This is a genomic window from Paracoccus sp. UBA5162, from assembly GCF_002413585.1.
Classification (GTDB): Bacteria; Pseudomonadota; Alphaproteobacteria; order Rhodobacterales; family Rhodobacteraceae; genus Paracoccus.
Window position 1 is genome coordinate 1 of sequence record NZ_DHXG01000050.1, and the last position, 20,541, is coordinate 20,541.

Sequence of the window (20,541 nt, forward strand, 5' to 3'; positions counted from 1 at the left end):
AAGGAACGCTGCACCTCGGCCCAGGCCCGCGCGCCCTGGCTTCGCATCAGCGCGGTGCCCACGACCGCGGTCAGCAGCACGATCCCCAGCGTCGGCCACAATCCGATCAGCCCGCCGACCTGAATGAACAGTGCGATCTCGATCAGCGGAATGGCCACGAACAGAACGAAAAGCCACATGCGAATTCCCCTTCATTCAGGCGCAAAAACTGGACTTGCGCCGACTCGCATCCTACATAATGACCCACAGCGCAGATACCAACAGATCGCCAAGAACAGGGGCCCCTACCCGCATGTCCAACCCGATGCTTCAGCTGATCGTCCTGGCCGCGATCGCCATTTTCCTGATTCTCAGGTTGCGCAACGTGCTTGGCACTCGCGACGGGTTCGAGCCGACCAAGGTCGACACGCCCGAGCCGTCACGGCGGCGCTTCGAGGTGATCGAGGGCACGGCGGAAGAGGCCGAGGATCACGACATCCTCGATCATGCCGACGCGGGCAGCCCGCAGGCCGATGCGCTTGCGGCGATGAAATCGGCCGAGCCGTCCTTCAACGTTCGGGATTTCCTCAACGGCGCGAAATCGGCCCACGAGATGATCCTGATGGCCTTCGAGAGGGGCGATCTGTCCGAGGTGCGCGCCTTTCTGGACGCGCCGGTGGCCGAGGCGTTCCAATCCGTCATCGACCAGCGCGCCGCGAAGGGCCAGACGGTCGAGGCGCAGTATCTGGGCACCCGCGAGACGGCCCTGCACGGGGCGGATTTCGACAGCGCGACCGGCGCGGCCGAAATCTCGGTCCGCTTCGTGGCCGAACTGGTGGCGGCCACCCGCGACGCCGAGGGCAAGGTGATCGAGGGAGATCCCAAGGCGCCCCGCAAGCAGCGCGACATCTGGACCTTCTCGCGGCGCATGGGTCAGAACGACCCGAACTGGCAGTTGGTCGCGACCGGCTGATGATGCGGCGGCGCCGGGGCCTGACGCCGGAAGAGCGAGAGTTGTGGTCGCGCATCGCCCGGACCGCGACGCCGCTGCATTGCGACCGCCCCGAACCGAAACCTCCGGCCTCCACCGCCGGCAAAGGCGCGCTGCCGCCGCCAAAGCCCCCGGTCACCCCGTTGCCGGACTTTCGCATCGGGCAATCCGCCACGCCGCGCGGCACGCAGCACCAGCCGGCGCCAAGCCCCGCCCGGCAACTGGCCGATGCGCCGATCCGCATGGATGCCGGTCTTCACCGTCGCATGTCCCAGGGCAAGCTGCGGCCCGAGGCGCGGCTGGATCTTCACGGCATGACGCTGGCAGACGCACATCCGGCGCTGATACGTTTCATTCTGTCGTGCCACGCCAATGGCTGCCGCCTGGTTCTTGTCATCACGGGCAAGGGCAGGGGCGATCACGGACCCCTGCCGACCCGACCGGGCGCGCTGCGCCATCAGGTGCCGCACTGGCTGCACAGCCCGCCCCTGGCGCCAGTGGTCCAGCAGATCCGCGCCGCCCATTTCCGCCATGGCGGCGAAGGCGCCTGTTACGTCTATCTGCGGAAAGTCCTGCGCTAGTTTCAGCCCCGGCCTGCCAGCGAAGCGGATTCAGCGGGAATCGATCTGGACATCGGAACCCGAACGATTCACCGTCGCTACGACCCGCCAAATGTCGGGACTGACCCCCTGGCCTGCCGCCATGACCGACGAGCGCCTTCTGTCCGTCTATCTGCATCCGCCGATCCTGCGCATGGCGCGGGCCGGAAAGCTTGGCTTTCTGAACCGGATGCGGGCGCTGCTGGAATCCCGCGGCTGGCAGGTCCGGATCCGCCGGTCCGGTGAGGGACCGCGCGCCGAGGCGCCGAACCGGCCCGGCTTCGCGCTGTATCACATGGAGCGGCCGACCCATCCGGAAGCCCTGACCTTCCGTCTTGCCTATCACTATCCGTTCTGGCGGCTGGAACGTCAGGCCGAACGCTGGCGCTGGCCGGTGGCGCGGGCGACCTTTCCCGAAGCCCGGCTCGATCCCGACATCGCCCGGGATTTTGCCCGCCGGCTTCGCGACCGCGTCCTGCCGGGGCCCGCGCCGGCGAGAGGCGATCATGTCCTGATTGCGCTGCAGGGCCGCATCCACGAACAGCGGTCCTTCCAGACCATGAGCCCGCTACGGATGGTCGAGAGCGTTGCCCGGACCGGACGCCCGGCTATCGCCACCTTCCACCCGAAAGAAACCTATGATGGGGCGGATCGGGCCGCGCTCGAGGCCATTGCCGCGCGTCATGCGAACCTGACCATCGGCGGCGATACAGCCCGCCTTTTGCGCGATTGCGCCTTCGTCGCGACGCAGAACAGCGCCGTGGCGATGGACGGCTATATCCTGGGCAAGCCCGCGGTTCTGTTCGGCCAGTCGGATTTTCATCACATCGCGCTGAACGTGGCCGAACTGGGATCCAGCGAGGCCCTGTCGCGCGCGCCTGAACACCGGCCCGATTATGCGGGCTATCTGGACTGGTTCCTGCGGCAGAGCAGCCTCGACATGATGGCGAGCGATGCCGATGCCCGGCTGCTTGTCGCCATGAAAAAGGGCGGCTGGCCCGTATGACCGCCGCCCCGCCTTTCTGTCCGGCCCGGATCAGACCGATTCGTCGATCCAGCTTTTCAGCGCGGCTTTCGGCGCCGCACCCATGCGGTTGGACACGACCTCGCCATCCTTGAACATGAACAGCGCGGGAATCCCGCGCACGCCAAGGGCCGCGGCCTGTTCGGGGTTTTCGTCCACATTGACCTTCACGACCTTCAGCTTGCCGGCATATTCCTCGGACAGTTCTTCCAGAGCGGGGCCGATCTGCTTGCAGGGTCCGCACCATTCCGCCCAGAAATCCACGATGACGGGGGTGTCGGCCTGACGCACTTCGGCGTCGAATTCGCTGTCATTGACGGGCACGGTAGCCATGATCTTGCTCCTTGGGAAATGGCGGGGGCCGGGGATCGGCGGCACTGTCCTGAAAGCTATGAACGCGGATCGGCCGGGTCAAGGGCGGCCAGCGCGCGGTCCAGCAGCGGATCCGGGATTTCCATCAGGCTGCGCGTGGCCGTCCACAGGATCGCCACCTCGATCCGCCGGCCGGGCCAGATCTGCCGCAGGGCCGCGCGATAGGCGGCCATCTGGCGCAAGATGCCGTCGGGGGCGGCCTCGGGCGTCGCGGGCACGGTGGCGTTCGACTTGTAGTCGACCGCCAGGATGCGGTTTGCGGTGACGATCAGCCGGTCGATGGTGCCGTGCAGGATGCCGATGCCGGGCAGGGGCGCGCTCAGCGCGACCTCGCGCAGCACCTGCGCGTCCGGGCCGGGGTCGATGATGTCCGCCAGATCCGGGGCCTCGATCACGGCGCGCGCCTCGGCCAGCAGGTCGGCCAGCCGGGCCTCGTCCGGCAGCCCGCCCTCGGCCCCCGCCAGAACCGCGCGGGCGAGGCCGGGCCAGTCACCGGCAGCGGTTCCGGGCAGATGTTCCAGCAGCAGATGCAACCTTGTGCCGCGCAGCATTGCCGCCGCCGGATCGGAATCGTCGGTCGCCGCGGCCAGCACCTTGGCGCCGCCCAGACCTGTCGCCGCGACCGGGCGCGGGGGCCGGGCGACCGGTTCGGGGACGCAGGCCAGCCAGGCGGGCCGAGGGGTCGCGGCGGCGGACTGCGCCTCGGCGGCATCGGCCCATTCGGGCCAGGCGCCGAAGGTCAGGCGCGTTCCCTGCCCGACACCCTCGATCTCGATCGGGGACCGGGGCAGGGCTGCGCGGGCCGCGCCGTCCGTGATCATGCCGTGCCAGCTGTCCAGCCCTGCACCGGTCTCGCCAGCTGCCGCCACGATCAGCCAGCTTTCCGCCCGCGTCATGGCGACGTAAAGCAGCCGCCGCCGTTCCTCGTCCTGCCGGCGTTCCTGTTCGGCGACCGCGATGGTCAGTGCATCGGGCCGGTCCGGCGCGGCGCCCTTCCACGCAGGCATCCCGTCCAGCCGCACGATGCGCCCGCGCCCATCGGCGCGTCGCTTGCGCGTTTCCGGCAAAATCACGATCGGGCTTTCCAGACCCTTGGCGCCATGCACCGTCATCACCCGGATCAGGCCGCCGCTGCCGCCCGGCAATTGCCGTTTGACCTGCACCTCGTCGCTGGCCAGCCAGACCAGGAACCCGGTCAGCGAGGGCGTCTCGGCCTGTTCATAGGCCATGGCCTGCGACAGCAATTCGTCGATCCCGTCCTCGGCCTCGGGGCCCAGCCGGGCCAGCAATGCCATCCGCCCGCCATGACGGATCAGCAGGCGCGAGATCAGGTCATAGGGCCGCAGCCGGTCCGCCTGCGCCATCAGGTCGGCCAGCACCTCGCGCGCGGTCCGGTGGTCGGAGGCGCGCAGCCTCTGCCACAGATGCGCCCGGCCGCGCCCCGCCGCCAGTCGGTAGAGATCGTCCTCGGACAGCCCGAACAGGGGCGAGCGCAGGGCCGCGGCCAGCGACAGGCTGTCCTCGGGCGTGGCCAGAACCGCCAGCGTGGCAGTGATGTCGCGCACCGCCAGCTCGGCCGCCAGCTTCAGCCGGTCGGCCCCGGCGACGGGCAGGTTCGCCGCCTTCAATTCGCGGATCAGGTCGTCGAACAGTCCCGCCCGGCGCTGCACCAGGATCTGGATGTCGCCCGGCCCGACCGGGCGCGGCTGGCCGTTCCTGACATCCATGATCGGGCCACCCAGCATCGCGCGGATCCGGCCTGCGATGGCGCGGGCCAGCACCCTGTCGGCGGCATTTTCCGCAGGCGCATCCACGGGCCGGGTCCAGTCGCCTTCCTCGGGCGTTTCCGGTTCGGGCAGCGGCGGCCAGATGTCCACCCGTCCCGGCAGATCGGCGCGGAAGGCGATATGTTCGGGCGGCACGCCCAGCCCCTGCGCTGCCTCGCCCTGAAAGACCGCGTCCACCACCGACAGGATGGCGGGCGACGAGCGGAAGGAATGGCGCAGCCCGCGCTGTTGCATCGGCTGCCGGACGGCACGGAAATCACGGTCGAACCGGTCGCGCATTTCCTCGAAGACCGCGATATCCGCGCCCTGGAACGAATAGATCGACTGTTTCGGATCGCCTACGACGAACAGGGTCCGGGGCCGGTCATGCGCGCCTGCGCCGCTGGTGAATTCGTCGGTCAGCCGCCGGATCACGCGCCATTGTTCGGGACTGGTATCCTGCGCTTCATCCACAAGGATATGGTCGATCCCGCCATCCAGCCGCCACAGCACCCATTGCGCCATGCTGGATTGTTCCAGCAGCAGCGCGGCGCGCCGGATGAGGTCGTCGAAATCCAGCCAGCCATGCGCCGTCTTGCGGCCCGCCAGGCGGGTGGTGAAGGCATGGGCAAAGCGGTGCAGGGCCAGCGTCTTCTGCGCGGCCTGCAGGGCGGTCATTTGCGGCCGGGCGTCCTGCACCCGCCGCATCAGCGCCTCAAGATCGTCCATGAAGGGCGCGCAGGGACCCAGGCGCAGTTCCTTGGTCGGCAGCTTGCCGATCTTGGCGCCAAAGGGATCGGCCGCGGTTCCGCCAAACAGCAGGCAGCCGCAGAGCCGCCGCAATTCCGCCAGACCCGGATCGCGCCAGCGCCCGTCGCCCAGTGTTTCGGCCAGTTTCTGATCGGTGGGCTTGCCCGTGCGCAGGATCGGCGTCAGCGCGTCGAACAGATCGGCCTCGGCGCCCTCGAAGACCTGCGCCAGCAGGCGGTCGTCATCCAGTCCGGCAGGCACGTCCATCGCCGCCCAGATCGCTTCGGCATCGGGCGGGGCGCTGAAATCGGCCTGGGACAGCCCGGCCAGAAAGCGGTCCAGATCGTCGCCGCCATGCAGCGCCGTCAGGTCGCGGATCGCGGGATCGCCGGCCTCGGCCATTTCCTCGACGATGCGGGCGCGCAGGGCGCGGGCGCTGCGGTCGTCCAGTTCGGAAAAGCCCATCGCCACCCCAGCCTCCAGCGGGAACCGGCGCAGCAGGGCGGCGCAGAAGCTGTGGATGGTCTGCACCTTCAGCCCGCCCGGCGCCTCGATCGCGCTGGCAAACAGCCTGCGCGCCTGGGCCAGGTCCGGCGTGCCGGTTTCGCCCAGATCGGCCAGTTCGCGGCGCAGGTCGGTTTCGGGCAGCATCGCCCATCGGCCCAGCCGCGCCAGCAGCCGGTTCTGCATCTCGGTCGCGGCGGCCTTGGTGTAGGTCAGGCACAGGATGCGTTCGGGCCGCGTCCCCCCCAGCAGCAGCCGTGCCACGCGGTCGGTCAGCACCCGCGTCTTGCCCGATCCGGCATTGGCCGTCAGCCAGGTCGAACAGGCAGGATCGGCGGCCTCGATCTGGTTCCGCGTCGCGTCATCCATCGTGATCGCCCACCTTTCGGGGCTGCGCGGAATCCGACAGCGACCATTCCCCGAACCGTGCAAGGTGGTCGTAATCGCCGGCATAGCTGGTCCGTTCCGGGGCATTCATCGCGGTAAACCCGGTCCCGCCGGTCAGGTAGGCCGCGATCAGGCGCTGAAAGCCATGCCATGCCTCGGCTTCGGATTCGGCGCTATAGGCGCGGTCATGGGTCAGCCCTTCGCCGCCCAGCTGGATATAGCGCAGACCGGCCACCTCGGCCGGCCCAAGCGCGTCGAAGCCGCCGCGCCGGGCCATTGCGGCCTCCAGGATCAGTTGCTTGTCGAACCGCGCCATCTGCTTTTCGCTGGGCGGAGTTCCGGATTTGTAGTCGTAGATCATCACCCGCCCGTCGTGCAGCAGGTCGATCCGGTCGGGCTTGGCCGTCAGGCTGAAGCCAAGCGCGGGCAGGCCGACCTTGCCGCGATGCTCGATCACGACGGGGCTGCCGTCGCGACGGCGCGATACCTCGTCCGCCACGATCCGGTCGGCGATGCGTTCCATCCGGGCCTGCCAGAAGGCCCGTGCGGCCGGCCAGGGCACCGCGTCTTCCAGCACCTGCGCAGTGATCCGCAGGAAGTCGGCGCGCAGTGCGACAGGGTCAGGGTCGGAATGGGGGGTAGCTTTCAGCAACGCCTCGACGATGCTGTGCAGGATCTGTCCGCGCAGGGCGGCATCGGGTTCGGGCCGCAGCGGCGGCAGCGGGCGCAGGCCCAGGACCCGCTTGGCATAGACCGCATAGGGGTCGCGGATCAGCAGGCCGACATCGGTGACGGGCAGGTCGGCAAAGGCCGGCGCGGGCGGAAGGGGCGAGGGTCGCGGCGCCGCCGGGACCGCCGTTTCGGGCTGGGTGACGGCGCGGGCCAGGTCCAGCCAGACCCGCCCGCGATCGCGCATCGCGGCCAGCGCCTCGGGGCCGCGGCGTTCGGGCAGCCCCGCCATCAGGTTCGTCAGCCGGTTCAGCCAGCGCGAGGGGATCGTCTCGGCCTCGGCATCGCGGCGGGCGCGGGTCAGGATGACGGTTTCCGCCCCGATCGCCTGCTGGAAATCATGCGCGGCCAGCCCGATCAGGCGTTCCGGCAGGGTCAGGCCCGCCGCCGCCCGCATGTCGCGCGACAGCCACGGATCGGGGTCCAGTGCCTGCGGCCAGCCGCCTTCGTTCAGTCCCGACAGGATCACCGTGCCGGTATTCAGGATCCGCGCCTCGCGGGTGCCGCGGATTTGCAGCAGATGGCAGGTCTCACCTTCGTTGCGAAGCTGGTGGGACTGCAATTCCTCGAACAGCAGGGCGGCGAAATCGGCGGGGCCCATGTCGGGGCCGTGTCCGGCATGTTCGGCCAGGTTGTCCAGGACCGCGCGGGCCAGCGCGCCGCCGCTGCCCGCCCACAGGCGCGAGGTTTCGGGATCGCCCCCCGGTCCGGCGGCGAAATCTTCGGCCAGGGCTCGCAGTTCCGCAAGGCGCGCGGCAAGCGGCCGGGGTGCCGAATCGGTCGCAAACCCAGCCATCCGGTCCAGCAGAACGGCCAGCCATCGCGCCCAGATCCTGCGCGTCTCGTCGCCCCGATCGGCCCAGGACCGCAGGCTGTCGCCATCGGGAAAGGCCGGGCCGTTGCGGCGCAGATGCAGTTCCAGCTCGCGAGCCGCAAGCCGCGCCTCGTTTGCGCCGATCAGCGTCGATCCGGTCACCGCCAGCGGATGTTTCAGCAGGCTCAGCAGCCGGTCGATGGTCAGCGCCTCGCCGAAGATTCCGGCGATCTGGCGCAGAAACAGGCCCTGCGGAGTCAGCGGCATCGGCTGGCCCGCGCTTTCATCGGCGCGCAGATGCCAGCGGTCCAGGGCCGAGTTCACGCGCCGGATCAGGTTGCCATCCGCCGCGATCAGGGTCACGGCGCGGCCGGTTTCGACCGCCTCGCGCATGACCAGTGCAATCGCTTCGGCCTCTTGCGCGGGCTGATCGGCCTCGATCAGGGTCAGGCCGCGTGTCGGCGCGATCAGGTCGGGCAGGGCGGGGCCCTCGGCGATCCATTGATCGGTGACGGGCGCGGGGCGCAGGGCCAGCGACAACAGGCGGTTGCGATCGGGCGCCGGCGGCACGGCGTCGGTCCAGCGCGCGGGATGGCCGGCAGCCGCGATCAATGGCGCAAAACGGGCCTGCGGATGATCCTCGGACCGGGCATCGAGGCTGTCCCAGACCGGTTGCGGCTGGTCGAAATCGAATCCGGGCAAAACCACCGCGCCGCCCGGCAGCGCCGCCACCGCCCGCATGAACAGCCGCGTCGCGCCATGCGATCCGGTCGAGCCCGCGACGATCACCGGGGCGTCCGGCAGGTTTTCGCCCCGCGCCCAGTCCGCGGCCAGCGCCTCGGCCGTCCGGCGCTGGCGGTCGGCGCGGTCCACCGCCGGGCCGTCCAGATGGAAACCGGCGGCGATGCGCAGGAAGGTCAGCGCGTTCTGCCAATGGCGGGCATGATCGCCGGTATCGATCCCCTCCAGCGCCAGCGCGTCGCGCCCCTCGGTCTGCATTTCGGTCATCAGGTCAGCCAGCGATTTCGCCAGGGCGGGGACGGAATGGCCCGCGCCCAGATCGGGGCGCGCCGCGATCAGCCGGGCAATCAGCCGGGCCAGTTGCAACCGCCGCGCAAGGGGTGCGGCGGGGGCCGGATCGCCGGGCTGTGGGGGGCGGTCCAGATTGGTGATCGTACGCAGCCGCGGCAGCAGCATCGCGCCGTGTTCATCGAAGGCGGCGCCGATCTGCGCCATGGTCCGCGCGGCATTGGCGTAGATGGTGACGCGGGCGATGGATTCGGGCGGCCGGCCCGCCATGCGTTGCAGAAATCCGCGGACGAATTCGCGCGCGAAATCGACGCCCGGAGGCAGCGCGAAAAGACCGCCTGTCTCAGTCATGCAGCAATGCCTCGGCCAGCGGGATCGCCTGCGGAGTGCCGACATCGCACCAGCCGCCCGGATGGACCAGACCGAAGGCGCGACCGCGGGCGATCAGCCGATCCCAGAGCAGGTTCAGCGAAAACACCCGATCCGGGATCCCGGCCAGCCCTTCGGGGCGCAGCATCTGCGCGCCGGCATAGACGAAATCGCCGCGGCGGGTGATCCGGCCCCTATCCGCCAGCGCGAAATCGCCGCCGCCCGTTCGCGCCGTGGCCCGGTCCAGCGGCACCAGCATCAGCAACGCGTCCATCCGGTCGTTCCATCCGATCTCCAGCGCGGTCAGCGGGTTCGGACCGGTCCACACCACGTCGGGATTCAGCGTCAGCACTGGCCCCCTTCCCAGCAGCGGCAGGGCCTGCCGCAGCCCGCCGCCGGTATCAAGGATGGGGCCGGGTTCATGACTGATCGCGACGCCCTTCCCCGCGAGACGATGGGCAATCTGGTCAGCCAGGTAATGCGTGTTGACCGCGATGGGCGTGCATCCCGCATCGCGACCCAGATCCAGCGCGCGCTCCAGCAGGGACCGGCCCGCGACCTCGACCAGCGGTTTGGGCCGATCGGCCGTCAGCGGCCGCATCCGGGTTCCCAGGCCCGCGGCGAAGATCATCAGCGGGGACATTGCGCGCGAATCCTTTCGAGGACGGTCGGGTCCGGCTGGGGCAGCGCCGCGACGATCCGGGCCAGCGGTGCCAGCGCGGGATGCGTCAGGTCGCGGCGCAGATGCCCCCAGACGCGCGACATGAAGTCCAGATAGCGCGGCTTTCCGTCGCGCAGGCAGAGCCGGGTGAAGATGCCCATGATCCGCAAGTTCCGCTGCGCGCCCAACAGGGCATAGACAGCGCGGAAACGGGCCGCGTCCATTCCGGTCGCATCCAGGTAGCGGGCGATGCAGGCGGCTTCGATGGCGGGCGCCACGTCGCGGCGTGCGTCCTGCAGCGCCGAGACCAGATCATAGGCCGGATGGCAGGCCACCGCGTCCTGATAATCGATCAGGCCCAGCGGCGCGGTGTCGCCACGCCAGATCAGGTTCTCGGCGTGGAAATCGCGCAGCGACAGGACCGAAGGAAGATCGCCTGCAAGGTCGGCGTGCAGCCGGGCGATGACCGGGCCGATGCCTGCGGCATCGGTGGCCGGGGCGCCGGCGGCCTGGGGATACCACGCCGCGAACAGGCCGACCTGTTCGGCCAGCAGCGGTCCGTCCAGCGGGCGGACGAAATCGGGCACCGGATGGCGGTGAAGCGCGACAAGAAGATCTGTGATCCGCTCATAGAGCTCGGGCGCCATGCCGGGTCGCTTCTCCAGCACCCGCGCCAGCAGATCGTCGCCCAGATCCTCGACCAGCAGCAGACCCGCGGCGTCATCCGCCGCCAGCAATTCGGGCGCGCCGAAGCCATGGCTGCGCAGCCATCGGGTCATCTGGACAAAACCCGCGCAATCGCCTGAAGGGTCGTCCATCAGCACCGCGCGGCCCTGCGGCCCCTGCAGCCGGAAATAGCGCCGGGCCGAGGCATCGCCCGCCAGCGGCACGACCCGCGAGCCGGCCCGGCCGGTGGCGGCGATGAATCGCGCAATGGCGGCGATGCGGCCAGCGCCGGGGCCGTGCAGCGTGATCTGGCGCAGGTGGGGATCCGGTGTCGACGCCATCGCGACGGTCAGCGCGCCATCGGGCAGCATTTCCAGCCGGTCGGGCCATTCGATCAGACGGATCGCGGTCTCGGCCGCCTCGTCCAGCCCAAGCTCGTCCAGTTCCGACGGATCGGTCAGGCGATAGAGGTCGGCGTGCCAGATTTCGGTCCCCATCGGGTCGTCATAGGTCTGCACCAGCGTGAAGGTCGGGCTGGGCACGTCCTCGGCGATGTCGCCCTGTCGCGCCTGAATGAAGGCGCGGGCGAAATGGGTCTTTCCCGCGCCGACCGGCCCGTCCAGCAGGATCGTCAGGCCGGGCCGTGCCATGCCGGCAAGGGTGCGGGCCAGGGCGGTGGTCGTATCTGCATCGGCAATCAGGCGGGTCGTGCTCATGCCCCGCTTCTAGCCGGTCAGCGGCGGGGTGCAAATGACCTTTGATGGCCCCGGCCGGCGGTCGAATTTTTCCGTCCGGGCGATGCCCCAAGAGGCAGGGACCGGCAGCCTTGGCGACCGGTCCGGGATTTTCGTGCCATGCGCTGTCGCGCGGCGCAGCGCGGTCAGTCTGCGCGCCGCTTGCGGGCGAAGGCCCCCAGACCACCGAGGCCGCCCAGCAGCAGCAGCGCCGTGGCCGGCAGCGGAACGGGCGAGGGTGCCATGTCGGCGGTCACCAGATCCTGCGTCTTGTCGCCGTCAAGGAAGGTCAGGCGCCAAATCTTGTCGCCGCTGTAAGAAGCCGCGCTGGACAGGTAGCTGGCGGTCAGGCTGTTGACCGTTCTGCTGGCGCCGCTCCAGGAAAAGCCGTTGTAGATCGTCTTCCAGATCGCCAGCTGAAAGGCGGCCGACTGGTTGGCATTGCTGGTGCTTACATTGCGGTAATTCGCATCGAACAGGTTCTGCAGCTTGGCGGTCGTGCTGTTGCTGCCGACGACCTGATAGGAACTGGGCAGGCTGAGCCGGGTCGCGATGTCCACGCAGAACGCGACGAACTTTCCGATCCCTTCCGAGCCGGTCAGATGAAAGGCCGATGCCTTGACCGAGCTTGCCACCGCCTCGGGGTGGCTGATCGAAACCGACTTGCCGACCGTGTAATCCAGCGACACGTCAACGCTTGCTGCCCGGGCCGCGAAGGCGAAGGGCGAAAGAGCGGCCGCGACCGCCAGAACCTTAAGAACTTTCATAACTCTCACCAAGTAAGCAAAGGGTTGTGGCAATCCGATACTTCGGCTGCGTCATCGCATGTAAGCGACGCGGTGGAGATGAATGCAACAAAATGGAATGCCGTGCGGGGGCCACTTGACCAAAAAGACTGGTTTGACGCTGGCGTTAACCAAGGTCTCGCAATCGGCGGATGAGGCGAACGGGACGGCAGTCAATTCTGGCGCGAAGCGACGCCGAATCAGTCGCGGGCAGGGTGGTCTTCAGGTCAGGCCCAGAACATCGGCCATGTCGTATTGTCCCGGCCCCTTGTCCTGGCCCCACAGCGCCGCACGAATAGCGCCGCGGGCGAAGATCGCGCGGTCGCTGGCCAGATGGCGCAGCACCAGACGTTCGCCCGGAGTGGCGAAGATGACGTCGTGCTCGCCCACCACGTCGCCGCCGCGAATGGCGGCAAAACCGATGCCGCCCGGGGCGCGCGCGCCGGTGATGCCCTCGCGGGCGGGTATGCGCAGATCGGTCAGCGATGCGCCGCGCCCCTCGGCCGCTGCCTCGCCCAGCATCAGGGCGGTGCCCGAGGGCGCATCGACCTTCATGCGGTGATGGGTCTCGACCACCTCGATATCCCAATCCTCGCCAAGCGCCGCGGCGACCTTGCGGGTCAGGCCGACCAGCAGGTTGAGGCCGAGGCTCATGTTGCCGGCCCGGATGATCGGCGCGTGGCGCGCGGCGGCGGCGATCTGTGCCAGGTCCGTCTCTTCCAGCCCCGTCGTTCCGATCACGTGAACAGCGCGGGCTTGCGCGGCCAGTTCGGCGAAGCCGAGGGTCGCGGAAGGCGCGGTGAAGTCGATCACCGCCTGGGCGCGGGCGATGACGGTGACGGCATCGTCGCTGACCATCACCCCGGCCGGCTGCCCGCCCATCGCCTCGCCAATGTCGCGCCCGATCCAGTCATGGCCCGGACGCTCCAGCGCGCCGACCAGCCGTGCCTGATCGCTGTCCAGCAGCAGCCGGATCAGCATCCGGCCCATCCGTCCCGAGGCACCGGTCACCACGATGCCGGGCGCGTCGCCGGTTCCGGTCTGTTCGAAATCGCTCATCCCATGGCCTCCCTGTCCTTTTGCCGCGTCATATCCCGTTGCGGCGCGGCCCGCGACCCCCTACATCGGGGCGGATGGCACAGAACCGTTTTCCCCAGGGCCAGGGCCAGGGCCCGTCGCAACGCCAGCTTCGCGTGGGCGAGCTGATTCGCCGCACATTGTCGGACGTGCTGCTACGCGGCGATGTGCACGATCCGGACCTGAACCGCCATTCGATCACCGTGGGCGAGGTGCGGACCTCGCCCGATCTGAAGGTGGCTACGGCCTATGTGCTGCCTCTGGGCGGTCGCGACGCCGATGGCGCGCTGGAGGCCCTGCGCCGCAACGCGCCGGAATTGCGGCACCTGGTGGCCAGGGCGATGACGCTGAAATACGCGCCTCGGCTGCGGTTCCAGCTGGACGAGACCTTTGATCGCATGGACGATACCCGCCGGTTGTTCGCGGAAGAACGGGTCCGCCGCGATGTCGAGGCACCTGATGATCGCGATGCTGATTGAACTGCAACGCCAGCTTGGCGTTGCGGTCGGAATGGTGTTCGCGATGGGACTGCCCGCCGCTTCGGACGGTTGCACGCGCATGGATCAGGACGGACAGACCTATGTCGTCTGCCAGATCGACGCCGCCCGGGAATCCGATCTGCGATTGTGGCAGAACGATGCCGACGGGCGGCCCCTGAACAGCTTCAACAATGTCCGCAAGAGCCTGCCCCAGGGCCAAAGCCTGTCCTTTGCGATGAATGCGGGCATGTTCCATCCCGATTACCGCCCTGTGGGCCTGCTGGTGATTGACGGCCAGGAACTGCATCCGATCACCACCCAGGCGGGCGGCGGCAATTTCGGAATGTTGCCGAATGGTGTCTTTTGCAGCGGCGGAAAGCGGCCCTTTCAGGTGATCGAAAGCCGCAGCTTCGCCGATGAGGCGCCCGAATGCCGGCTGGCCACGCAATCGGGGCCCATGCTGGTGATCGACGGCAAGCTGCATCCGCGCTTTCTGGTCGATTCCGAAAGCCGCAATATCCGCAACGGCGTCGGTGTCTCGGCTGACGGGCGGACCGCCTGGTTCGCGATCTCGGAAAATCCGGTGACGTTCTACGAGTTCGGTCAGATGTTCCGTGACGGGCTGGGCGCGCGGAACGCGCTGTATCTGGACGGCTCCATCAGCAGGCTCTACGCGCCGGGCCTGGGGCGGGCCGATTTCGGCCGCAGCATGGGGCCGATGATCGGGCTGGTCAACGGCTCGGGTTGACCGGCGGCGGCGCTGCGGCTATCCCGCGCGCCTTGGCAAACCGGGGGTGAACCGATGGCACGCAAGAAGGGTCGCGACGTGTCGGGCTGGCTGATCGTGGACAAGCCCGCGGGCGTGACCTCGACCTCGGTCGTGAACAAGGTCCGCTGGGCGCTGGACGCCCGAAAGGCGGGCCATGCCGGAACGCTGGATCCGGACGCGACCGGTGTTCTCGCCGTTGCCCTGGGCGAGGCCACGAAGACCGTGGCAATTCTGACGGATGCCCTGAAATGCTATGATTTCGTGGTCAATTGGGGGGCCGAGACGGCGACCGACGATGCCTCGGGTCAGGTCGTCCGGCGCAGCGAGACGCGGCCCGACCGCGCCGCGATCGAGGCGGCCCTGCCCGGCTATGTCGGCGAGATCATGCAGGTTCCGCCCGCCTTTTCCGCCGTCAAGGTCGATGGCGCGCGAGCCTATGATCTGGCGCGCGAGGGCGAGGATCCGGATCTGGCCGCGCGGCCCCTGTGGGTCGAAAGCCTGTCCCTGATCGAGGCTGATGGCGACACGGCGCGGCTGGAAATGGTCTGCGGCAAGGGCGGCTATGTCCGCTCGATCGCCCGCGATCTTGGCCGCGATCTGGGTTGCCTGGGCCATGTCGCCAGCCTGCGCCGCACTTGGTCCGGTCCCTTCGAGGTCGAGGACGGCATGAGCTTCGACGGGATCGACCGCGAGGCGCAGGACCGGATTCAGGCGCGATTGCTGCCGCTGGAGGCCGCGCTGACCGACCTTCCCGCGCTGCGCGCCACGCCCGAAGGCGCGATCCGAATCCGCAACGGCAATCCGGGCGAGGTCACCGGAGGTGCGGAATGGGGCGAACTGGTCTGGGTCGCGGATGCTCGCGGGCCGGTCTGCATCGGCCGCTATCAGGGCGGCACGGTCCAGCCCGAGCGGGTCTTCAACCTGTAATCATCCGGGGTCGGTCATTGCGGCCGGTGCGCGCCGAGAAACGGACCCTCGCCCGCGGCGTCGATGCGGGCGATGGCCAGGGCGATCGGTTCCCGGATCACGGCCATCTTCCATGCCGTCGCGTGGATCATCAGTTCGGCCGAGGCCGCCAGCGCCACATGGCCCGGCCAGAACAGCAGATCGCCGCGCCGGATGTCGTCGACCGCCGGAAAGGCCGCCCGTTGCAGGTCGCTGTCGCCGGGACAGGCGGTACCGCAGGCGGTCAGCGCAGCCTGGGCAAGGCCGGAACAATCGATGCCCCAATCGCTGTTGCCGCCCCACAGATAGGGCGTGCCCAGCAGGGTTTCCGCAACGGCGATTGGATCGGTCGCGGGCCGGTCGCCGATGTGCTGGACAGGGACGTATCCGCCGGCGGCGAGGCGCGCGAAATTCCCCTCGACCTCCACGACCGACAGGCGCGCGCCGATGGACAGCGCGTGCAACTGGTGACGCTTCATGTCGGCGGCCGGATAGAGATGGGTCGCCGGCGCGGTCACGCGGTGGGTGATCGGCGGCATGTCGTCGCTCAGCGCGGCGGCGCGCAGCCAGCCGCAATAGCCGTCCATAGCCGCCTGCGCGAAGACCCAGTCGCCCTGCGTGTCGATCACGGTCAGGTCGGCGCCGAAATTCAGCTGCCTTTCGCGGCGGCCTTCGGGGACGTTCATCAGGTCGGCCAGTGGCACGGCCAGCCGCGCAGGCCGGCCGGGAGTGTAGTCCGGCCGGTCGACGATGCCGCGCAGAGTCTCCAGTGCGATCCGGTCAGTGGCCGGCGTCAGCCGGCGATCAAGGCTCATCCCAGCACCTCGGGCAGGGCGGCCAGCAGCGCCCGTCCGCCCTGTCCGACGCCGCCTTTCGGGCGTCCCGGCGCGGCGGTCGGCTGCCAGCCATAGATGTCCAGATGCACATAGCGGCCCGCGCCTTCGGCGAATCGGCGCAGGAACAGCGCGGCAGTGATCGAACCCGCCATGCCGCCCGCGGGGGCGTTGTCCAGATCGGCGATCTGCGGTTCGATCATCGGCTCGTAGGCTTGCCAGAACGGCATTCGCCACAGCGGGTCGCACACGGCCATCGAGGCGTCCGCCAAGGCCCTCGCGGTCGCGTCGTCGTCGCAATAGAAGGGCGGAATGTCGGGGCCGAGCGCCACCCGCGCGGCACCGGTCAGGGTGGCGTAAGAGATCATCAGATCGGGACTTTCCTCGGCCCCGAAGGCCAGCGCGTCGGCCAGAACCAGCCGCCCCTCGGCATCGGTGTTGTTGATCTCGACCGACAGGCCCTTGCGGCTGGTCAGCACGTCGCCGGGCCGGAAGGCATTGCCCGCGACGCTGTTTTCCACCGCCGGGATCAGCACCCGGATGCGCCGCCCCCCGGCCGCGCCGGTGCCGGCCAGCATCTTCAGCAGGCCAAGCGCGGTCGCCGCGCCGCCCATGTCCTTTTTCATCAGCGCCATGGCCGTGCCGGGCTTCAGGTTCAGCCCGCCGGTGTCGAAACAGACGCCCTTGCCGACGATGGTCAGCGCCGGTCCCTCGGCGCCCAGCCGGATGTCGATCAGCCGGGGTGCCTGTTCGGCCGCCCGACCGACCGCATGGATCAGCGGAAAGTTCTGTTTCAGAAGCGCCGGCCCGGTCGTCACCTCGATACCGGCGCCGATCTCGTTGGCCAGCGCGCGCGCGGCCTTTTCCAGCGCATCGGGGCCCATGTCGCTGGCGGGCGTGTTGATCAGGTCGCGGGACAGGAACTCGCCGCGCGCGACGGCTTGCAGGCGCGGGCCGTCGACGCCCTCGGGCACCTGAAAGCGCGGTCCGTCATAGGCCGGGCCCTTGTAGCGGGCAAAGCGATACTGGCCCAGCAGCAGCGCCAGCGCGGCCTCGTCCGGGTCCAGTCCCTCGGGCAACGCCGCCAGCCGCCAGACGGCTTTCGGCAGCCCGGTCGCGCGGGCCAGGGCAAAGCGTTCGCGGCCGGCTTTGGATCGCGGCCCCAGCCCCAGCAGGGCGCCGCGCAACCCGCCATTCGCGTCGGGCAGCAGGCAGATCTGGCCCGCCTTTCCAGAAAAGCCGCCGGCCGATGGCCAATGGCCGGCATCGGCGTCAGCGGGCAGGTCGGAATCCTGCCAGAGCGGCCAGAATGGCAGGGAATCCTCGGTCGGGGGGGCGAAATCGGGCTGCATGGCGGATCCTTCCTTGATCGCGGGCCAGATTACAGCGTGATCCGCTGCCCGCAAGAACCGGTCAGCCGATCCCGGCGCGGTCCCAGATCGCCGTCAGCGAGCGGTTGCCGACCCGCATCAGCCGCGCCCGAACCGCCGCCAGCGCGCCGGGATCGTGCCTTTCGGCGCAGGCGCACAGATCCATAGCCACGCCGGCCAGCGACAGTAGCCCGATCTGCCAGGCCAGCCGTGACAATTGGTCGGCATGTCCGGTTGCGCCCGCCAGATCGCCCCGGGCCAGAGCCTCGTCGGTGGCGGTCAGTGCGCCGGCAAGCTGTTCCAGCGCCAGTTCGATCACATTCTGCGCCGCGCTTTCGCCCAGTTCGTTCACGATATCGCCCACGCGCCTGACATCGACGCGAACCGGCTCTGTCACCGGCAACGTCCTGATCTGTGCCATCGTCTTCTCCAACACATTGCCCGTGTTCCCACATGTCGGGGCACCATGACGTCCAGCCATGAAGAAAGACTTGATCGCGGTGGAAGAAACCGCTCGAATTTTGTTCAATCCCTGCCTATCAAGCGGCAAACGCGCGAGGTTCGAAATGCATCATGTCCGTCCCCTGCCGCAATACCTGGTCGGCCGCTATCATGGCTGGAAGGCGACCTCCTATGCGGAAAACAGCGCCTGGTTCCGGCGGCTGGCCGATGACGGGCAGCGACCGCGGGCGATGGTGATCTCGTGCTGCGATTCGCGGGTCCACGTGACCGGCATCTTCGGCGCGGAATCGGGCGAATTCTTCATCCATCGCAACATCGCCAACCTGGTGCCGCCATATGCGCCCGATGGGATGCAGCACGGCACCTCGGCGGCGGTGGAATACGCGGTCATGGCGCTGAAGGTGGCGCATCTGATCGTGGTCGGGCATACCAACTGCGGCGGGGTCGCGGGCTGCCATGCCATGTGTTCCGGGCAGGCCCCGGAGCTGGAGGAAAAGTCCAGCTTCGTCGGTCGCTGGATGGATATCCTGCGCCCCGGCTACGAACGGATCAAGGACCTGCCCGAAGACCAGCAGATCCGGGCGCTGGAACGCGAGGCGGTGATGGTCTCGATCGGCAACCTGATGACATTCCCCTTCGTCGAAGCGGCGGTGCAGGCGGACGAACTGTCGCTGCACGGATTGGTCCACGACATCCGCGAAGGCACCCTGTGGCAGGCCGAGAACGCGGGCCGACGCTGGACCGAAATCTGATCAGCTGTCGGGACGCCAGCGCATGACGCGCCACAGATAGGCGGCGGCCAGCAGCACGACCACCGCGGTCGAGACCGGGTTCAGCCAGGCGTCAACCCGGTCATAGCGGTCCTGCAACCAGTAGCCCGCCGCCGCCAGCGCCATGGTCCAGATCAGGCTGCCCAGGCCCGAGAACAGAAGAAAGCGCGGCAGGAACATCCGCGCCAGCCCGGCGGGGACCGAGATCAGCGTCCGCACGGTGGGGACGAAGCGGCCGAAAAAGACGACCGAGCGGCCATGCCGGTCGAACCAGCCCTGCGCGCGGTCAAGCTGCGCCTCGGTCATCGTCAGCCAGCGGCCGTGGCGCGCGATCAGCCGGCGCAGCCGCACCGGCCCGTAGGCGACGCCAATCATATACCACAGATAGGCACCCGCCAGCGAACCGGCCGCGCCGGCGGCGACGCTGACCCAGAACGAGGCCACCCCACGCGCGGCGTTATATCCCGCCAGCGGCATGATCAGTTCCGACGGGATCGGCGGAAAGACGTTTTCCAGAAACATGAGGGCGGCGATGCCCCAGGGCCCGCCGCCTTCCAGAAAGCTGGCGATCCAGTCGAACACGATCAGCCCTTCTTCAGCACCCGGTTGCCCAGCAGTTCCGCGATCTGCACCGCGTTCAGCGCGGCGCCCTTGCGCAGGTTGTCGCTGACGCACCAGATGTTCAGGCCGTTCTCGATGGTCGAATCCTGACGAATGCGGCTGATGAAGGTGGCAAAGTCGCCGACGCATTCGACCGGGGTCGTGTAGCCGCCGGGTTCGCGCTTGTCGACGACAAGGATCCCCGGCGCCTCGCGCAGGATGTCGCGGGCTTCGTCCTCGTCCAGAAAATCCTCGAACTCGATATTGATGGCCTCGGAATGGCCGACGAAGACCGGCACGCGAACGCAGGTGGCCGTCACCTTGATCGCGGGATCGACGATCTTCTTGGTCTCGGCGACCATCTTCCATTCTTCCTTGGTCGAGCCGTCATCCATGAAGACGTCGATTTGCGGGATGACGTTGAAGGCGATCTGTTTCTGGAACTTGTTGGGCGCGACCTCCTGACCGGGCACATACATGCCCTTCGTCTGGTCCCACAACTCGTCCATGCCTTCCTTGCCCGCGCCGCTGACGGATTGATAGGTGCTGACGACCACCCGCCTGATCCGCGCCCGGTCATGCAGCGGCTTCAGCGCCACCACCATCTGCGCGGTCGAACAATTGGGATTGGCGATGATGTTCTTTTTCGAATAGCCGGTGATCGCCTCCGGATTCACTTCGGGCACGATCAGCGGGACGTCTGGATCATAGCGATAGAGCGAGCTGTTATCGATAACCACGCAACCGGCCTTGGCCGCGAGGGGGGCGTATTTCTTCGTCGCGTCCGACCCGATGGCGAACAGCGCGATGTCCCAGCCGGCAAAGTCGAACTGGTCGATATCCTGGATTTTCAGGGTCCTGTCGCCAAAGCTGACCTCGGTGCCCTGCGAACGGCGCGAGGCCAGGACGGCGATTTCATCGACCGGAAACTGGCGCTCGTCCAGAATGTTCAGCATCTCGCGGCCCACATTGCCCGTGGCGCCGGCAACAACGACTTTGTAGCCCATTGGGGACTCCTGTCTTCTGCGGTTGGCGGCGTGTAGCGCAGGCGAGGGCGGGATGGAAGGGGCGGAGCCT

At 68.5% G+C, this 20,541-nt stretch carries 20 protein-coding genes; 7 read left to right on the forward strand and 13 right to left on the reverse strand.

Features of this window, described 5'->3' with window-relative positions; all coding sequences use genetic code 11:
• On the reverse strand, positions 1-179 hold a 179-nt coding region (locus B4A72_RS07035), incomplete at its 3' end, for an FxsA family protein (RefSeq protein ID WP_292978274.1).
• A 113-nt stretch (positions 180-292) separates the two neighbouring features.
• On the opposite strand from B4A72_RS07035, the gene B4A72_RS07040 reads away from it, so the two are divergent.
• The 3 genes from B4A72_RS07040 to B4A72_RS07050 all read left to right on the forward strand — a co-directional run bounded on the left by B4A72_RS07040 (position 293) and on the right by B4A72_RS07050 (position 2,575).
• Entirely contained in the window at positions 293-952 is a 660-nt protein-coding gene (locus B4A72_RS07040) for a Tim44/TimA family putative adaptor protein (RefSeq protein ID WP_292951580.1), read from the forward strand.
• A gap of 2 nt (positions 953-954) precedes the next feature.
• Positions 955-1,551: a Smr/MutS family protein gene (locus tag B4A72_RS07045; RefSeq protein ID WP_292951651.1), complete on the forward strand. Its 597-nt coding sequence runs from the start codon at positions 955-957 to the stop codon at positions 1,549-1,551.
• A 121-nt stretch (positions 1,552-1,672) separates the two neighbouring features.
• Entirely contained in the window at positions 1,673-2,575 is a 903-nt protein-coding gene (locus B4A72_RS07050) for a hypothetical protein (RefSeq protein WP_292951583.1), read from the forward strand.
• Positions 2,576-2,605: 30 nt separating this feature from the next.
• On the opposite strand, the gene trxA is transcribed toward B4A72_RS07050, so the two are convergent.
• From trxA to dapB, 7 genes are all read right to left on the reverse strand, one after another.
• Complete coding sequence (gene trxA, locus B4A72_RS07055; RefSeq protein WP_292951586.1) at positions 2,606-2,926, reverse strand: thioredoxin; 321 nt, start codon at positions 2,924-2,926, stop codon at positions 2,606-2,608.
• A 56-nt stretch (positions 2,927-2,982) separates the two neighbouring features.
• Complete coding sequence (gene addA, locus B4A72_RS07060; protein ID WP_292978270.1) at positions 2,983-6,354, reverse strand: double-strand break repair helicase AddA; 3,372 nt, start codon at positions 6,352-6,354, stop codon at positions 2,983-2,985.
• Positions 6,347-9,295, reverse strand: a complete 2,949-nt coding sequence (gene addB, locus B4A72_RS07065; protein ID WP_292951592.1) for a double-strand break repair protein AddB — start codon at positions 9,293-9,295, stop codon at positions 6,347-6,349. Before addB ends, addA begins: the two co-directional genes overlap by 8 nt.
• Positions 9,288-9,956, reverse strand: coding sequence for a nucleotidyltransferase family protein (locus B4A72_RS07070; RefSeq protein ID WP_292951595.1), 669 nt, complete (start codon positions 9,954-9,956; stop codon positions 9,288-9,290). Before B4A72_RS07070 ends, addB begins: the two co-directional genes overlap by 8 nt.
• Positions 9,944-11,356: a tRNA (adenosine(37)-N6)-threonylcarbamoyltransferase complex ATPase subunit type 1 TsaE gene (tsaE, locus tag B4A72_RS07075; RefSeq protein ID WP_292951598.1), complete on the reverse strand. Its 1,413-nt coding sequence runs from the start codon at positions 11,354-11,356 to the stop codon at positions 9,944-9,946. The genes B4A72_RS07070 and tsaE overlap by 13 nt, the downstream gene beginning before the upstream one ends.
• 164 nt (positions 11,357-11,520) lie before the next feature.
• Complete coding sequence (locus B4A72_RS07080) at positions 11,521-12,141, reverse strand: VPLPA-CTERM sorting domain-containing protein (RefSeq protein ID WP_292978271.1); 621 nt, start codon at positions 12,139-12,141, stop codon at positions 11,521-11,523.
• 240 nt (positions 12,142-12,381) lie between these two features.
• Positions 12,382-13,218 (reverse strand): 4-hydroxy-tetrahydrodipicolinate reductase, encoded by an 837-nt coding sequence (gene dapB, locus B4A72_RS07085; RefSeq protein WP_292978272.1) that lies wholly within the window; start codon positions 13,216-13,218, stop codon positions 12,382-12,384.
• A 74-nt stretch (positions 13,219-13,292) separates the two neighbouring features.
• On the opposite strand from dapB, the gene rbfA reads away from it, so the two are divergent.
• From rbfA to truB, 3 genes are read left to right on the forward strand one after another with little or no spacing between them, the layout of a single operon-like run.
• The gene (gene rbfA / locus B4A72_RS07090) at positions 13,293-13,715 is read left to right on the forward strand and encodes a 30S ribosome-binding factor RbfA (protein WP_292951607.1); all 423 of its coding nucleotides are present in this window, start codon (positions 13,293-13,295) and stop codon (positions 13,713-13,715) included.
• Positions 13,705-14,463 (forward strand): phosphodiester glycosidase family protein, encoded by a 759-nt coding sequence (locus B4A72_RS07095; protein ID WP_292978273.1) that lies wholly within the window; start codon positions 13,705-13,707, stop codon positions 14,461-14,463. The genes rbfA and B4A72_RS07095 overlap by 11 nt, the downstream gene beginning before the upstream one ends.
• 54 nt (positions 14,464-14,517) lie before the next feature.
• Positions 14,518-15,411: a tRNA pseudouridine(55) synthase TruB gene (gene truB / locus B4A72_RS07100; RefSeq protein ID WP_292951613.1), complete on the forward strand. Its 894-nt coding sequence runs from the start codon at positions 14,518-14,520 to the stop codon at positions 15,409-15,411.
• Positions 15,412-15,425: 14 nt separating this feature from the next.
• Here the strand turns inward: truB and B4A72_RS07105 are convergent, their stop codons facing one another.
• The 3 genes from B4A72_RS07105 to B4A72_RS07115 all read right to left on the reverse strand — a co-directional run bounded on the left by B4A72_RS07105 (position 15,426) and on the right by B4A72_RS07115 (position 18,053).
• A complete protein-coding gene (locus tag B4A72_RS07105; protein WP_292951615.1) occupies positions 15,426-16,244 on the reverse strand; it encodes a C40 family peptidase in 819 nt (272 codons plus the stop codon).
• Complete coding sequence (locus tag B4A72_RS07110) at positions 16,241-17,614, reverse strand: leucyl aminopeptidase family protein (protein WP_292951618.1); 1,374 nt, start codon at positions 17,612-17,614, stop codon at positions 16,241-16,243. Before B4A72_RS07110 ends, B4A72_RS07105 begins: the two co-directional genes overlap by 4 nt.
• A gap of 61 nt (positions 17,615-17,675) precedes the next feature.
• Entirely contained in the window at positions 17,676-18,053 is a 378-nt protein-coding gene (locus B4A72_RS07115; protein WP_292951621.1) for a hypothetical protein, read from the reverse strand.
• Positions 18,054-18,198: 145 nt separating this feature from the next.
• Here B4A72_RS07115 and B4A72_RS07120 point away from each other — a divergent pair, with 145 nt between their 5' ends.
• A complete protein-coding gene (locus B4A72_RS07120; protein WP_292951624.1) occupies positions 18,199-18,846 on the forward strand; it encodes a carbonic anhydrase in 648 nt (215 codons plus the stop codon).
• On the opposite strand, the gene B4A72_RS07125 is transcribed toward B4A72_RS07120, so the two are convergent.
• Positions 18,847-19,446 (reverse strand): DedA family protein, encoded by a 600-nt coding sequence (locus B4A72_RS07125; RefSeq protein WP_292951627.1) that lies wholly within the window; start codon positions 19,444-19,446, stop codon positions 18,847-18,849.
• A 2-nt stretch (positions 19,447-19,448) separates the two neighbouring features.
• Positions 19,449-20,471 (reverse strand): aspartate-semialdehyde dehydrogenase, encoded by a 1,023-nt coding sequence (locus tag B4A72_RS07130; RefSeq protein ID WP_292951630.1) that lies wholly within the window; start codon positions 20,469-20,471, stop codon positions 19,449-19,451.
• Positions 20,472-20,541 lie beyond the last annotated feature (70 nt).